This is a genomic window from Comamonas testosteroni (assembly GCF_030505195.1).
GTDB lineage: Bacteria > Pseudomonadota > Gammaproteobacteria > Burkholderiales > Burkholderiaceae_C > Comamonas > Comamonas testosteroni_G.
In genome coordinates this window covers 4071110-4086984 of the sequence record NZ_CP129672.1, presented here as the reverse complement: position 1 = coordinate 4086984, position 15875 = coordinate 4071110, and the positions used below count along the sequence as shown (strand labels likewise).

10 protein-coding genes, 1 tRNA gene and 3 pseudogenes are annotated in these 15875 nt (G+C 52.6%); 10 read left to right on the top strand and 4 right to left on the bottom strand.

Features of this window, described 5'->3' with window-relative positions:
* Nucleotides 1-125: 125 nt before the first annotated feature.
* From QYQ99_RS18975 to QYQ99_RS18960, 4 genes are all read left to right on the top strand, one after another.
* The gene (locus QYQ99_RS18975; RefSeq protein WP_302089523.1) at nucleotides 126-1310 is read left to right on the top strand and encodes an MFS transporter; all 1185 of its coding nucleotides are present in this window, start codon (nucleotides 126-128) and stop codon (nucleotides 1308-1310) included.
* 682 nt (nucleotides 1311-1992) lie between these two features.
* On the top strand, nucleotides 1993-3480 hold the full coding sequence (locus tag QYQ99_RS18970) for a nucleobase:cation symporter-2 family protein (RefSeq protein WP_291604602.1): 1488 nt from the start codon (nucleotides 1993-1995) through the stop codon (nucleotides 3478-3480).
* Between the two features lie 170 nt (nucleotides 3481-3650).
* Nucleotides 3651-5948, top strand: coding sequence for an NADP-dependent malic enzyme (locus QYQ99_RS18965; protein WP_291604604.1), 2298 nt, complete (start codon nucleotides 3651-3653; stop codon nucleotides 5946-5948).
* A gap of 265 nt (nucleotides 5949-6213) precedes the next feature.
* Nucleotides 6214-6303: transfer RNA gene (locus tag QYQ99_RS18960), tRNA-Ser, on the top strand.
* A gap of 343 nt (nucleotides 6304-6646) precedes the next feature.
* Here QYQ99_RS18960 and QYQ99_RS18955 read toward each other — a convergent pair.
* Nucleotides 6647-7291 (bottom strand): annotated as a pseudogene (locus tag QYQ99_RS18955) (transposase); the annotation flags it as partial.
* Nucleotides 7292-7346: 55 nt separating this feature from the next.
* Between QYQ99_RS18955 and QYQ99_RS18950 the strand changes: the two are divergent.
* Nucleotides 7347-7586, top strand: a pseudogene (locus QYQ99_RS18950) (transposase); the annotation flags it as partial.
* 44 nt (nucleotides 7587-7630) lie between these two features.
* Complete coding sequence (locus tag QYQ99_RS18945; protein ID WP_302089522.1) at nucleotides 7631-8269, top strand: hypothetical protein; 639 nt, start codon at nucleotides 7631-7633, stop codon at nucleotides 8267-8269.
* 45 nt (nucleotides 8270-8314) lie between these two features.
* Here QYQ99_RS18945 and QYQ99_RS18940 read toward each other — a convergent pair whose 3' ends face one another.
* From QYQ99_RS18940 to QYQ99_RS18930, 3 genes are all read right to left on the bottom strand, one after another.
* On the bottom strand, nucleotides 8315-9652 hold the full coding sequence (locus QYQ99_RS18940; protein ID WP_302089521.1) for a DUF3987 domain-containing protein: 1338 nt from the start codon (nucleotides 9650-9652) through the stop codon (nucleotides 8315-8317).
* 3 nt (nucleotides 9653-9655) lie between these two features.
* Nucleotides 9656-10819: a YagK/YfjJ domain-containing protein gene (locus tag QYQ99_RS18935; RefSeq protein WP_302089520.1), complete on the bottom strand. Its 1164-nt coding sequence runs from the start codon at nucleotides 10817-10819 to the stop codon at nucleotides 9656-9658.
* A gap of 153 nt (nucleotides 10820-10972) precedes the next feature.
* The gene (locus tag QYQ99_RS18930) at nucleotides 10973-11245 is read right to left on the bottom strand and encodes a helix-turn-helix transcriptional regulator (RefSeq protein ID WP_302089519.1); all 273 of its coding nucleotides are present in this window, start codon (nucleotides 11243-11245) and stop codon (nucleotides 10973-10975) included.
* Nucleotides 11246-11729: 484 nt separating this feature from the next.
* Between QYQ99_RS18930 and QYQ99_RS18925 the strand changes: the two genes are divergently transcribed.
* The 4 genes and pseudogenes from QYQ99_RS18925 to QYQ99_RS18910 form a co-directional block, all read left to right on the top strand.
* The gene (locus QYQ99_RS18925; RefSeq protein ID WP_080944541.1) at nucleotides 11730-12068 is read left to right on the top strand and encodes a hypothetical protein; all 339 of its coding nucleotides are present in this window, start codon (nucleotides 11730-11732) and stop codon (nucleotides 12066-12068) included.
* Between the two features lie 30 nt (nucleotides 12069-12098).
* Nucleotides 12099-13082 (top strand): DUF932 domain-containing protein, encoded by a 984-nt coding sequence (locus QYQ99_RS18920; RefSeq protein WP_302089518.1) that lies wholly within the window; start codon nucleotides 12099-12101, stop codon nucleotides 13080-13082.
* A 151-nt stretch (nucleotides 13083-13233) separates the two neighbouring features.
* Complete coding sequence (locus QYQ99_RS18915) at nucleotides 13234-14295, top strand: YqaJ viral recombinase family protein (protein WP_302089517.1); 1062 nt, start codon at nucleotides 13234-13236, stop codon at nucleotides 14293-14295.
* Nucleotides 14296-14381: 86 nt separating this feature from the next.
* Nucleotides 14382-15335: pseudogene (locus QYQ99_RS18910) on the top strand (recombination directionality factor); the annotation flags it as partial.
* Nucleotides 15336-15875 lie beyond the last annotated feature (540 nt).

Sequence of the window (15875 nt, the reverse complement as noted above, 5' to 3'; positions counted from 1 at the left end):
ATCACATCATAAAGATGCGATTTATTCCCCACAGGAACAAATGCATGTCCGCTTCAAGGGCTAGTGCGCCTTCGGTCGCAGGTTCACAGTTCAGCCCTTCGCGCAATTTTCACAAGGACGTTTTCATGCCTGCAGCATTGCTTGCTCTGGCCGCCGGTGCCTTCGGCATCGGCTCCACGGAATTCATCATCATGGGCTTGCTGACCCAGGTCAGCCAGGATCTTCATATCTCCATCCCCACGGCGGGCACGCTGATCTCGGGCTATGCCGTGGGCGTCGCCGTGGGCGCTCCCGTACTCACGCTGGCCTCGCGCCACTGGCCGCGCAAGTTGCTGCTGCTGAGCCTGATGCTGCTGTTCATCGCCGGCAATGCCGCCGCCGCGCTGGCCCCCAGCTATGGCTGGCTGCTGGCGGCACGCGTGCTGACTTCGCTGACCCACGGCACCTTCTTCGGCGTGGGCGCAGTCGTCGCCACGCAACTGGTGGCACCCGAGAAGAAGGCCTCGGCCATTGCACTGATGTTTTCCGGTCTGACCCTGGCCACGCTGCTGGGCGTGCCCTTTGGCACCTGGATCGGCCAGCACTGGGGCTGGCGCATGGCATTTGCCAGCGTCAGCGGCATCGGCGTGATCGCACTGCTGATCCTGCTGCGCCATGTGCCACGCGAGCTGAGCATGCCCAGCCCTCAGGGCCTGACACAGGAGCTGGCCGTGCTGCGCAATGGCACCATGTGGCGTGGCCTGCTGCTGACGGTGATCGGCTTTGCCGGCGTCTTCACCCTCTATACCTATATAGAGCCGCTGCTGACCCAGATCACGGGCATGGACAACCGCATGATTGCGTTCACCCTGCTGCTGTTCGGGGCGGGCCTGGCCCTGGGCAACCATGCCGGCGGCAAGCTGGCCGACCGCTTTGGCGTGCAGCGCGCACTGTGGGTGTCGCTGGCGGCCCTGATGCTGGTGCTGATCGCGGGCCGCTGGATGTTTTCCAGCACGCCCCTGGCCATTGCCTTTGTGCTGCTGCTGGGCATTGCCGCCTTTGCCACCGTCGCGCCGCTGCAGATGGGTGTACTGCAATCTGCGGGCGAAGCAGGCATGAATCTGGCATCCAGCCTCAATATCGCGGCCTTCAATCTGGGCAATGCCCTGGGAGCCTGGCTGGGCGGAGCCGTGATTGCACAGGGCCTGGGCCTGACTTGGCTGGCCTGGGCTGCTGCCATGCCGGCAGCAGCGGCGCTGCTCATGGCCAGCTTCGCGCCGCGTCAGACCAGTCCCGTTCAGACTTCAGCCATGGCGGCGGGCAGGCACTGAAGCCCAGACGCCGCTCCAAGGCGGCACAAGACAACACAAGGCAATACAAGGCGGCAGCCTGCCCTCTAGCAGCGCAGACCAATTCCACTTCCAAGGCGACCGCAAGGTCGCCTTTTTTGCATGCGCAGCAGCTCGGCATGGTTTTTGCACCAATTTAGGTCCTATGGGAAGGCATGAGCTCTTTGCAGGCCCCCATGCACGTTTTTGCACAGCGGTGCACCAATTCCGACCTTGATGCCCTTTTTTTGCACCTTCTTCAACGCTAATGCATGCAACCGGTCTCAAGGTGACAACGCACTTTCTTTCACTAGATGTTTCAAGACCCGAAACCTGCGCACGCATAACCGGAGCCAGATCCCTTCCGATTGCATATCGCGCAATTTTTGCTATGAAAAACAAAGCATCCTTCGCTTGATACAAAAAGGTTTCAATATGTTTTATTCCAAAAATTAGAAAAACAAAGGATCTTTAGCTACATATTTAATAGCAATCAGTAATTACCTTAGATGGTTATGCGCGAAAAACATAATCATTGACACCCCATCCAGAAACTGGATTTTGAGCAGGGTTTACCGCTAGATGTCGCGCGTTATGAGCTGTATACACTTTTTGTATGGATTGCATGCCGTTCGCAAATCGCATGCAAACCTGAAGCCAATATAGAGTGAGGAGACATGTTTTTATGACATCCCAAGTGCATCCCGTGGATGAGGTTCTGCCATTTGGCAAGCTCACCGCCTTAGGTCTGCAGCACGTTCTGGTCATGTATGCCGGCGCCGTCGCCGTGCCGCTGATCGTGGGCCGTGCCCTGAACCTGCCCCCTGAGCAGGTCGCGCACCTGATCTCTGCCGACTTGTTCGTCTGCGGCCTGGTCACCCTGATCCAGGCCATGGGCGCAACCCAGTGGTTCGGCATCAAGCTGCCCGTGATGATGGGCGTGACCTTTGCCAGCGTGGCCCCCATGGTGTCCATGGCACAGAGCACCGGCGGCAATGCCGGCGCAGGCCTGATCTTTGGCTCGGTGATAGGCGCGGGGGTGATCTCCATCCTCATTGCGCCCCTCATCAGCCGCATGCTGCGCTTCTTCCCCCCGGTCGTGACGGGCACCATCATCGCCGTCATCGGCATCAGCCTGATGCGTGTGGGCATCAACTGGATCTTCGGCAACCCCGTAGGCCCGACCGCCCCTTCCGTACCCAACCCCGAGCACCTGAAGTGGCTGGCAGAAGCCCAGGCCATGGCCGGTGCCCCCGGCTCCTCGCTGCCCGCCATCCCCAAGGGCTTCTCGGTGCTGCCCACCATGCCCAACCCCAAGTACGCCGATCTGCAAGGCGCTGCGGTCTCGGGCATCGTGCTGCTGTCCATCTTGCTGATCGCTCGCTTTGCCAAGGGCTTCCTGGCCAATGTCTCGGTGCTGATGGGCATCTTGATCGGCGGAGTGATCTCCGTGGCCATGGGTCTGATGAACTTCGAGAAGGTCGCCAAGGCCGAGTGGTTCACCCTGGTACTGCCCTTCCAGATCGCCATGCCCGTCTTCGACCCCATCCTGATCCTGACCATGAGCCTGGTGATGGTGGTGGTGATGATCGAATCCACCGGCATGTTCCTGGCCCTGGGCGACATGGCCAAGCGCGACATCACCCAGGACGAGCTGACCCGCGGTCTGCGCACCGACGGTCTGGGCACGCTGATCGGCGGCATCTTCAACACCTTCCCCTACACCAGCTTCTCCCAGAACGTGGGTCTGGTGGCCGTGACCGGCGTGCTCAGCCGCTGGGTCTGCGTGGCCGGTGGCGTGATCCTCATCGTCCTGGGCGTGCTGCCCAAGATGGGGGCCCTGATCGAATCCCTGCCCACCGTGGTTCTGGGCGGTGCGGGTCTGGTGATGTTCGGCATGGTGGCCTCCACCGGCATTCGCATCCTGGCCAATGTGGATTTCCGCAACAACAAGAACAACGCCATGATCGTGGCAGTGTCCATCGGCGTGGGCATGATTCCTCTGGTTGCCCCTAATTTCCGTCAGTGGATGCCCCATTCCATTCATCCGCTAATTGAATCCGGTATCCTGCTGTCCTCGATTACCGCCGTGGCATTGAATCTTTTCTTTAACGGAGCCGCCAAAGACAACAGCGCTGCCATCAACGCAGCACGTGAGGCTGACGCTCACTAAACGCCAGTCCTGAAGCAAACGCTGGCTTACCAGCCAGCCCAAGCCCCCTGCCGCCCCACAGTGCGCCAGGGGGTTTGTTGTCGATACAGTTGAAGCAAAACAGACCTGACTCAAAATGCTTCTTGCCATCCGGTAAGCTCCGAGAAGCAACTTGCTGATAAATATTTCGTATGACACAAAACCTGTCCTCCGCCGAACAAGCCCTGCGCGATGCGGCCCGCGAATACCACCGCAGCCCCGTCAAAGGCAAGATTTCCGTCACTCCTACCAAGCCCCTGTCCAACCAGCGTGACCTGTCCCTGGCCTATTCGCCGGGCGTGGCCTATCCCTGCCTGGACATCGAGGCGGACCCGTCCACTGCGGCCGAATACACCTCGCGCGGCAATCTGGTCGGCGTGATCACCAACGGCACTGCGGTGCTGGGTCTGGGCGATATCGGCCCGCTGGCTTCCAAGCCAGTGATGGAAGGCAAGGGTTGCCTGTTCAAGAAGTTTGCCGGCGTGGACGTGTTCGACATCGAACTGGCCGAGCGCGATCCCGACAAGCTGATCGACATCATTGCGTCGATGGAGCCCACCCTGGGCGGCATCAACCTGGAAGACATCAAGGCTCCCGAGTGCTTCTACATCGAGCAGGAGCTGTCCAAGCGCATGAACATTCCGGTGTTCCATGACGACCAGCACGGCACGGCCATCATCTCCAGCGCCGCTTTGCTCAATGGCCTGGAACTGGTTGGCAAGGACATCGGCGCCGTCAAGGTCGCCGTCTCCGGCGCCGGCGCGGCAGCCATTGCCTGCGTGGACGTGATGGTGGGCCTGGGCATCAAGCGCTCCAACGTCTACATGGTGGACTCCAAGGGCGTGATCTATGAAGGCCGCCCCGGCGGTCTGGACGCCTCCAAGCAGCGCTACGCACAGAGCACCGAAGCCCGCACCCTGGCCGACGTGGTCGACGGCGCCGACGTGTTCCTGGGCTGCTCCGCTCCCGGCGTGCTGACTGCCGACATGGTCAAGACCATGGCCGACAAGCCCATCATCCTGGCCCTGGCCAACCCCGAGCCCGAAATCCGCCCCGAACTGGCCAAGGCCATCCGCCCGGATTGCATCGTGGCCACCGGCCGCTCCGACTATCCCAATCAGGTCAACAACGTCCTGTGCTTCCCCTACATCTTCCGTGGCGCGCTGGACTGCGGCGCCACCAAGATCACCGAAGCCATGAAGCTGGCCTGCGTGCGTGAAATCGCCGCTCTGGCCAAGCAGGACGTCAGCGACGAAGTCGCCGCCGCCTACCAGGGCAAGGAGCTGACCTTCGGCCCCGACTACCTGATCCCCACGCCCTTCGATACGCGCCTGATCCTGCGCATCGCTCCCGCTGTGGCCCAGGCTGCCGCCGAATCCGGTGTCGCCACCCGCCCCATCGAGGACATCGCCGCCTACCGCGAAAGCCTGACGCGCTTCGTCTACCAGACCAGCATGTTCATGCGCCCCGTGTTTGCAGCCGCCAAGGCCAATCTGCAACGCGTGGCCTATGCCGAAGGTGAAGACGAGCGCGTGCTGCGTGCCGTGCAGGTTGCCGTGGACGACGGCCTGGCCAAGCCCATCCTGATCGGTCGCCCTGCTGTGATCGAAGCCCGCATTGCCAAGGCCGGCCTGCGCATCCAGCTGGGCAAGGATGTGGAAATCTGCAATCCCGAAGACGACCCCCGCTTCCGCCAGTACTGGGAGACCTATCACAAGCTGATGGGCCGCAACGGCGTCACTCCCGAAGCCGCCAAGGCTGCGGTGCGCCGCTCCAACACCCTGATCGCCGCCCTGATGGTGCACCTGGGTGATGCCGACGCCATGCTGTGCGGCCTGGTCGGTCGCTTCGACAGCCACCTGGCCCATCTGGAAGATGTGCTGGGCCTGAAGAAGGGCGCCAACGAGTTCGCCACCGTGAACGCCGTCATGCTGGAATCCGGCACGCTGTTTGTGGCCGATACCTACATCAATGACGCACCCAGCGCCGAAGAACTGGCCGAGATCGCCAAGATGGCTGCCGACGAAGTGGCCCGCTTCGGCCTGCCTCCCAAGGTGGCCTTCCTCTCGCACAGCAACTACGGTTCGTCCACACGCGGCTCGGCCCGCAAGATGCGCGCTGCACGCGACCTGTTCGCCGCCGCCAACCCCGGCATCGAATGCGATGGCGAAATGCACGGCGACGCGGCACTGGACGCCAGCGTACGCAGCCATTCCCTGCTGGAGTCCTCGCTGACCGGCGCAGCCAACGTGCTGATCTGCCCCAACCTCGACGCCGCGAACATTCTGTTCAACGTGCTCAAGACCACAGGCGGCCATGGCACCACCATCGGCCCCATCCTGATGGGCTGCTCGGCGTCCGCCCATGTGCTGACCCCCTCCTCCACCGTGCGCCGCGTGGTCAACATGACCGCTCTGGCAGCAGCTCAGGCCATCGCACTGCGCAGCTGATCCGGCGGAATCTCTCGGGCGTCCCACCCGAGGCAATCACAAAAACGCCCTTCGGGGCGTTTTTTTGCTCCCGGTCCTTGAGCATCAGGCATCGGGTTCGCCAGCCGTGACCATTGCCAGCGTCGCTGACCCTAGCGCAACAGCAAGATGAAAACCAACTAGCACTCCTTATCCAGCAAGCGCAGCACGCTATGGTTTTCATGAACAAGACAAAATACGCGCAATGCCGGATAGCGCACAATCCTTGTGTAGAATCCTCGCATCCGGAGGTTTGGGTGAGTGGTTTAAACCAGCAGTCTTGAAAACTGCCGAAGGAGTGATCCTTCCGTGAGTTCGAATCTCACAGCCTCCGCCAAATACAAAAGCCAAGTGATTGATTTCACTTGGCTTTTTTGTTTTTCAACCTCATCGGTATGCCATCTGGTATGCCATCAAACATTGGCTGTAGCTGGATGTTGTGAGATGGAATTGGATGCAAAACGTCACACATGCGAGATGAGCGGCTCAGCAGCACACAGCCTACCTATAGATGTTTCGACTTCAAGCTTTAGCTCAACGACTGCGCCGAACGATCATTTGCTCCAACTCTGCTCACTACGTCCAGTGCGATAGATCCTTCTTACAGTTGCACTGAAGCTTGGGACTACGACGGCAGCAGCACAACCCAAGCAACACCTCAGACATTCGACAACAACACCACGGATAAAGCCATGCTTGTGATCGACGCTGACGCTGAGCTTGTAGCCAAAGTAACATCTCCCATGCTTTTTGGTGTGTGTGGCATCAATGTCTTTTTGCCTGCGTTGGGCATCACTCCAATCGGGCTGCTGGCCTGCCTCGAGCTGACTGCGATCAGTTTTCCTGATGCGCTACACGGGCGCTGGCACCAGCGTGGTATCAATCGCTTGCCCACCTCTGGCAATGAAGCCATGGCGATGCAACTGGGCATCCACACCATGCAGTAAGACCGTGGCTCCATCTACGCCAATACGCTCTCCAAAGCGCCAAATTGTGTTGCGGTCCGGCACATTCATTGCGTCTTGCAGCAAGCAAAAGCGCTGGTAGCTCATGCGGTCCAGCAACTGAAACTCCATTTGCTCATCCGACAAGTTGTACAGGCGTTTGAGCACCAAGATACGCACCATCACCTCTGCCGGATAGGCCGGGCGACCTCCTTTGCGGCCATCGCTGCGTTCTATCAAGGCATCCGCTAAGCCTGCCAGCTCGCCAAAATCAATGTGGCGGGCAATGACTTGCAAGGGATCGCCTAGCTCATCAAGCGTTCCTTTACGGCTGCTATCTGCAAACAGGTCGAACTTGAGGGCGCTGCGTGGGCTGGGCATGCGCTGAATCTACCGCATGCCAGCCTTGAACAGGCTTCGAGGGAGGTTTTGAGAGGTGCCCTTCTGTGACCTGTACAGCCCCTAGCAAAGAGGCTCCAACGAAAACATGAAGGGCTTGGTGCGGCAGTACCGACCGAAGGGCTCGAACTTGAGCGTCTACAGCCAAGAACAGCTAGATGCCATTGCCGCTGAAATCAACTACCGCCCTCGCAAAGGTCTTGGAGTACGATCACCGCTATCGGTTTACCGAGAACTGCTGATCTACAGCCCCCAGAACTCCACCCTCATCCATTAAATTCAAGGGTGTTGCACTTTGGGTTTGAATCTGCTAAACAAAAAATGAAATTTAGAATTATCAATAAAGATCCAGATCAACTAGAAGATATCCTGATTGCCTTTGAAAAATCATGTTCTAAAAATGATCTTGAACAGGTATTCAAAAACATGGATGCATACGCCCTTGAAGGATTCAATGGAGAAGATTCAATAAACTATCATTATCACACAGATCTAAACAACGGAATTAATAATACGTATCAAACCTATTTAATCTTTATGGGTCTTTGTTTTTATTATGCCCAAAAAAAATTAACAAATTTTGCTTGGTACTATTACTCTAGGGCTGAATATTTTAAAGGAATTCATGACTCTTGGAATTATGTTAAAAAACATGAAGAAGCCACTGAATACATTAAAAATGAAAAACAGAATCCAGAAAAGGAACTAAGTGATCTAGATCTAGAGATATCTGATTTTCTACAAAAGAAAATATTAATTCATAAAAGCAAAGTTCCATTAACCTTAATTCATAGATCATCTTTTATTAAAGATGTAACACAAGATGTTTTTCTTATAATGAAAAAATATAAAAACACAAAATCCAGGCCAATCACCGATGGTGCAATTAAAAAAATTATTCACAGATTAATCAGAGATGATGACAAGCTTAATAAATTAATAATTCAAATTTTAAAATAATACTCATCAAGCATCTCTTTATTAGAATTTCTCAATAATTAATTCTTACCAATTAACTTCTATTTTATTATTTAAATAATTCTCAGCTCCTCCATGATAATTTTCATTGATATAAATCACTTCTTTTCTTCCATACTTTAATATTTGTAACTTACCCATACTTAAAAGATATCTTATTGCAATATCTAAAACATCTGACTTCCTCAAAGATTTAGGCCCATACCTAAGCAGTTCACCTTTATTAATATATTTATCTCCAGTTCTTTGATAACGTCCAAGAATATATTTAAATAGCAAATCAACATCTTTTTTTATTTTAACTTCCAATGCCTCTTCACCAAATATTCTTTTAGCCCCATGAAGATGCCATCTAACCATTTCAATAGATGATTGAACAGCCCATGGCTGGATTTTATCTCCAGGATCAGTGAAATATTGAAGAACAGCTGCGATGCGTATCACCAATTCACCACTTCTACGCATAAATGCTCTAATTTCTTCCCACTCTCCATGATGATTTAAAACAAAATCAACATTTTGAATATATTGCTCCCACAATTCACACGCACTTTGATCAAAATAAACAACCTCTCTACTGATTTCAGTATTCTCTAACTCTCTTGCATATTTTTGCATTAATTCTCTTACACGTTGATGGAAACCATGCCTTTCAAAATTTTCCTCATTCGCAGGCAGTGGATTCCATCTATAAATTCCAGTGTGTGCAGAGGCGTGCGAAATCAGCATCCGGGGCATCAGTCCAGACTCAACAAGTAAATCACCTTTCTTGCTAAAAAAACGCTCAAAAGTAACATCCTGAGTCAGCATGCATAAAGCAACTCGCCTATCGAGCAATCTTGTGGTTCCTTGAGTTCTGCTCACTTCATTAATGGCAGATCCATCAAAGCGTTTACAAAAGTATGGCATGTCTAATTTATTAAAAATCAGAGCAGCTTCATCCAATGCATAAAACAAAGAAGATGCACCCTCTTTAAATATATCAATGACCCCCTTACTTGTTGCATCCTCTATCAAAAATTGATGGTGTATCAATTCCTGATTCTCCCAGCCGGGAAAAACATGCTCGCTTATTTTTCCTCGCTCAAAGTCTTCAAATCCTTTCATCACCTTTTTAAGGATGCTGGATTTTCTATCTCCAGACTTTGCAATCACAAAAGAAAATAGGCTAGTTGGCATAATTTCACCATAAGGTGTTTTTACATCAGCTACGCCTTGAACAGCTGCAGACATACCTGCAAGCATTACCGGCACAACCATTTCATAGGACGACTGAGTAGCTGCAACTACACGGTCTGCAAAATCTCGCAACATTGCTGGCAGCACATGGACTGGGTAAGGTGAATTCTGAATAAGATAGTTCATTTTTTAATATCCATTATTAAAACTGATGGACGATGATCTCTTTGGACCTGGTTTGTTTTTGTTGAGATTTTTCATTTTTGAGCAGCCGAAGGTTCTAAAACTCTCAGGAGCTCTCAATTTCATCGTGACATCAATTTTTGTAAGATAGCTAGCGTATGTACTTAAAATTGTGATCAGCTCTTCATCTCTGTAATCAATGTTTCGCAAATATTCACTACCAGGTTTGCACATGCCCAAAACATTCCATATGTAGCTCTCCTCACCACAGACGTGCTGCGTCCAATCTTCAGTAATTGCTCTTGAGTGATAATAAGGATTTTGATACTTTGAGCCATTGAGCGCGATGAGCCAATGGATATGCAGCCCTTTATGGTATCCACACTCAATCTTCCAGGCGTAAAAAGATAAATCCTTACCGAACATCTTTTTCAGTCTTTTCAGCATGAGATTTCTTTTAATATCAACAACTACAAATTCTTCATTAATCTCTTGCTCGGTTTTTAGCCGAAATGGCATACGTGGTCTCTCTATATAGAAGCCCCAATCTATTCGAAGCAAAACGTTTTTACAGTTGATCTCCCAAGACTGAAGTGCCACCTTCATCAACTGGTGATAACGCTCATTTGCATTTCTATAAAAGCTTTTTACTTCTTCACGCAACTCATCTTTATTCAAAGCATCTTTTAGCTGTACAACAAAATTATTTAATCCATCAATAATTTCATCTGTACGCTTACCACAAGCCATTTTGAAGCCACGCTCTCCATAAATTACAGGCTCTATGAATCCGATACTTTCAACACTCCCACCATTAGGAGAGGTTGCGGCAACGAAAGCGCTGTAGGTCAATTTCATTAAAGGACTGTAGTTAATGATAGACGCGTACTCCTCATCCCACCCCAGCACTCTAGACTGACTGGCATGATTGAGAATATTTAATATCTGATGTCCTAAACCTGAAGCACGAGCCCTATAAGTTATACCGCTCTTCTTCTTAAAGAATGGCATTCTTTGTATATCTAATGAAGCTATATTAGCTCCAATGCTGTAATACATTAATTTCTCATGATAGCTTCTTCTATCGTCATAGCTAATAGTAAAACAAGAATCTTGTTTATTCTTAATTACAAATCTTTGCAGATCAATGAACTTATCTCTTACGGACATAAGCACTCTCTTATTTCATTGAAAATTAATGATAGATACATATATGTATCTAGAATACCTAATTTAATTTATTTCTTATCCTGAGGGAATACGGTATAAAACCTTGGTATTTATCCAATATTCCTCACAATAAGATTAAATTTTTGTGAAAAATTAATTCAACGATTTAGTACCCAGTTTTATCAACTCGATGTAGTTGAAGACATCCTGAAGCACCCAGCCCACAGCCTTCTCTCCGAGCTTGATGGGCTGGGGAAAGTCCTTGTCGTAGTACTTCGAGGACTTGTTGATCTTCAAGTACACCGTCGAGCGCGAGATACCCAAAATTTGCAGCAACTTGGGCAAGCGGATCACGCTCATGTTCAGGTTGAAAGTGTCTGCTGCAGGTGTGCAGGCTTGGTTGTCATACGTTGTGAGTTCGCTCATTTTTCACCTCTGTTTTCAATGAGGTGAATTTCATCGTCTATCCCGGCATCTGAACATCTGCGTGATGCAGTAATTTTTTACTGTAACAGTGGATTGACTCCCCCAAAAAGCAAAATTTCACCACAAGCCATTGTTTTTATTGATTTTTCTTGGTTACACGCGTGGCATTTTTTAGAACTATCGAGATCAGGCGAATTGCGCTGATATTTAGTTCCCCTCCTCTGAGAGTGCCAGGCGAAGGACATCATTCGCCCATCCATGAATTTTTTTATTGTCAGAAGACCTGTAGGGGTTTTATAAAAAATATTCATTCCTTCGTCTGGCTGGAATTTGCTTCAAAAAACGTTCTGAGAAATAGCAAAACTGAACTCAAAAATTCCTCAATCACATATGACTAAGGCGAGCACATCCATAGTGAGCTCTACCGGACTAAGGCAATGAAATCATTGACTTATCTACTTAAATACAGTCTCAGAGGAAATCTATGAATCACGATGCAAGCTGCCCTGCCTGCGGAAGTCGCAAGGTCGCTCAACGCAATTGGGCTAAGAAGCTTTTTGGTGTCTTGGGCACTGCGGCGGGTGCCACCGGAGGCTTTGCCGGAACGATCAGAGGCGCCCAAATTGGTATGACCGCAGGAGCCGCAGCGGGCCCTGCAGGAGCTACTGCTGGTGGTCTGGCCGGTGCTGTTTTAGGCGGAATAGCAGGTAGTGCCATTGGCTGCGAGTTGGGCTCCAGCGTCGGCAAGAAAATCGACCAGCACATGCTTGACAACTTGGTTTGCACATCCTGCGGAAATTCGTTTCCTGAAAAATCCGCCTAATTCATCCCCTATTTATCGAAAGTAATCAACATGGCACATCTCGTAGAAACAATGGCCTATACCGGCCAAACCCCTTGGCATGAACTGGGTCACGCCCTGCCTGCTAAGCAAAGCATCGATGTCTGGGCGCAGGCTGCCGGCATGGATTGGCGTATTCAGGAAACGCCAGTACGTTACCTCGCCTCTGATGGTCATTCTGGCCTTTCAGGTCTTTATGCCGAACCCAAGGAGTTTCCCGAGCAGAAGGTGCTATATCGCAGTGATACGCAAGCTCCTTTATCTGTTGTGGGGAGTCGCTACCAGGTGGTGCAACCTCGTGAGGTGCTGGAGTTCTACCGGGACCTGACCGAAGTCGCTGGCTATGAATTGGAGACCGCTGGCGTGCTTAAGGCTGGACGCAAGTTCTGGGCTTTGGCCCGTACTGGCAAGTCGGCGGCGCTCAAAGGCAATGATGTGGTCAATGGCTATTTGCTGCTGGCTACGTCCTGTGATGGAACGCTGGCTACGGTGGCCATGCCCACGACGGTGCGGGTGGTCTGCAACAACACGCTGACGATTGCTTTGCGTGATGGTGTGGGAGCTGTCAAGGTACCTCACAGCACGGCTTTCGATGCCCAGGCGGTCAAACGCCAGTTGGGTGTAGCAGTCGGTCAGTGGGACAGCTTTATGTACCGCATGAAGACGCTGGCCGAGCGTAAGGTCAAGACCCATGAGGCTATGAACTATTTCCTCAAGGTGATCTGCAACACCGATCAGCATTCCGATATGTCTGTGGGATTGACTAATGAGCGTGCTCTCAAGAAGGTGCAGATGCTCTATGAGGGCCATGGCCGTGGTGCTGAGATGCATGCGTCCAAGGACACGGCCTGGGGCCTGCTGTGCTCTGTGACCGAGTTCATTGACCATGAGAAGCAAGCCCGCAGCCAGGACAACTGCTTGGACAGCGCCTGGTTTGGCCAAGGTGCCGTCATCAAGCAACGCGCTCTGGATCATGCGCTGCAGCTGGTGGCCTGATGGGTTGACGCCATAGCAATGACTGACTGCAGATCTAGTTGTCCGTGTTTGGACGCATCACACCGTTTTTACGCTTTCTGTTTTCCACCCAACCAAGCCACCTTTTGAGGTGGCTTTTTTATGCCCGCAATTGGCGGGCCAGGAGATTTCGATGTCTGTGCATGTTCTCAAGAATGGCAATCTGGATGCTGGCTCTACCGCTCCCCACAACGCCCCAAACAACGCTCCACGCACGCCCCGCAAGGGCGCTGCTTTGCGCCTGGTCTCCACCAAAGACCTGGAGCGAGATGATTGGCTGGAGGTGCGCCGTACCGGCATTGGCAGCTCCGATGCCGCTGCAGCGATTGGCCTGAACCCCTACCAGTCCCAACTGGAGTTGTGGATGCAAAAGACGGGCAAGGGTGATCTGCTGCCAGTCTTCGATCCGAATGATGACACCAGCCCCATGTTCTGGGGAACGATGCTGGAGCCCATTGTGGCGGCGCATTACACCAAGCGCACAGGTAATAAGGTGCGCAGAGTGAATGCGGTTTTGCAGCATCCTGAGCATCCTTGGATGCTGGCCAATGTGGATCGTGAAGTGGTCAGTTCTTCGGAGGTGCAGCTTCTGGAATGCAAAACTGCAGGTATCCATAGCGCCCGCCTGTGGCGTGACGGTGTTCCCGAGTATGTGCAACTGCAGGTGATGCACCAGTTGGCCGTGACTGGTCATCGTGCTGCTGACGTAGCTGTGCTAATCGGCGGTCAGGAGCTTCGTATTTTTAGGGTTGAGCGTGATGAAGCCTTGATTGCCCGACTGATCGAAATGGAGCACGCATTCTGGCAAATGGTGGAGAGTAAAACACCGCCTGCTGGCGATGGATCGGAGAGTGCAGAAAAGGCCTTGCGTAGCCTCTATCCACACAGTGCAGGCGATGACGTAGACATGAGTGATGACCCAGAGCTCAATGCCACGTTTGAAGCCTTGCTGGTAGCACGCGAGCAACTCGATGCTGCACAGAAGCAGGAAGCACGCCTGCGCCAAGCCATTCAGATCCATATGGGAGAAGCTGGCAAAGCAACGTTTGCCTGCGGCGGCAGCGTGACATGGCGGCGCAGCAAGGATGGTCAAGTGTTCAATACGGCGCAGTTCAACAAAGACCATCCAGAGCTGGCCAAGGCCTACCTGTCCACGCGGGCTGGCGCTCGGCGGTTTTGCGTCAATGAAACGTGAGCGGTGACTCACGGCCCTCTTTTACCCCTCCCCCTCTGCTCTCTGCGGTTCACAGCCCCAGAGAGCTTTCTTTTTTGGAGCAAGACATGATCAAAGGTTTGATGATCACCCCGCCTGTGATTGGTAGGATTTCGATTGGCAAGGTGGTGGAGAAGAACGGCAAGCGTCTGCCAGAAAAGGACGATGAGTTCACCATCACCACGCAGGTGCAGCAGCGAGGCCAGTGGGTGCTACACCCTTTGGATGAGGCTTTGCGCCAGAGCCAAGCACCTGGTCAAGTTTCCAGCGGCATAAAAGAAGGCACAGAGCCTTCCGATGTACAAAGTGAAACGTCCGCAAGCGTTACCCAAACTCGCACAGGCAAACGCTCACTCAAAGACAAGATGGGTGTGGCGGATACGCCAACGGCTGCACCGAGCACGGCAAGGCGCAAGCTGCGCAGCATCCCAGTGCGGGTGCTGTTCAATGATCCAGATTTGAACCTACGAGCTGATTACTGCATGTTCGATCGCAGTACCGCTCGCCCGCTGTGCGTCGGCAATGGCGAGAGCTGCAAGCGTGTGACAGACAAAGGTCTGGAAGAGTTGGCCTGCCCTGGACCGGATACATGCCGGTTTGGCATGGGCCATTGCAAGCCCTATGGCCGCTTGAACGTGAGTATTGGCGACAGCGATGAGTTGGGCAGCTTTGTATTTCGCACCACAGGCTTTAACAGCATTCGCACTCTGGCAGCGCGGTTGCAGTACTTCGCTGCTGTCTCTAGCGGGCACCTAGCCTGCATGCCGCTGGAGCTCAAGCTGCGTGGCAAGTCCACCACGCAGTCGCATCGATCGGCCATCTATTACGCGGACTTGGTGGTGCGTTCGGGGATTTGTTTGAATGAAGCTATCGCTCAAGCACGCATGATCGCAAATGAGCGCTTGGCTGCTGGATTTGATCAGTCGGCTTTGGACTCGGCAGCGCAGCTTGGGTTTGCTAATGGCAGTTTTGAAGATGCGCCCGATGAGACATCTGAGATCATGGAAGAGTTTTATCCCGAAATTCCAAGAACTGCATCTAGCGAATAGCTGCATGAAAGTCATAAACCAAGCCCCACTAATGTGGGGCTTGGTTTATATGTCTTTTTTTCCCAAAAGTCTCATTTAGCCTTTCCACTGACGCCTTTGCAGCGTGTCCGGTCCTTCGTCTGCCACGGTCGAACTCACGCTTTCTGGTAACAAGCCGTCATCGACTTGCTCGGCCCCAGATCGGTCGAGCGGCTGGTCTGAAGATCGCAGCAGGCGTTTGCGACGTTCTGCCCCGTTGCTAGGGTACGCAGCCTTCTGATGACCGCTTCTATCGAAAATCGGCTCACGCTCCCGATCCGAAGCAGACAATTGGGATTCGGGTAAAAGAAGGCATTAGCTGTGGTCACAGAAACTCTACTCTGCCAAGAATCCGCTTAAAGCGAATGCTGCGGGCCATATCGACTTGTGGACGCGGACTATGAACCTCGTTATCGTCTAGAGCATATAGCCTCAGGCGGACATGCTCGCCCCATTTAGGTGCCAAGTGAATTAGACCAAGAGATACAGCAATGA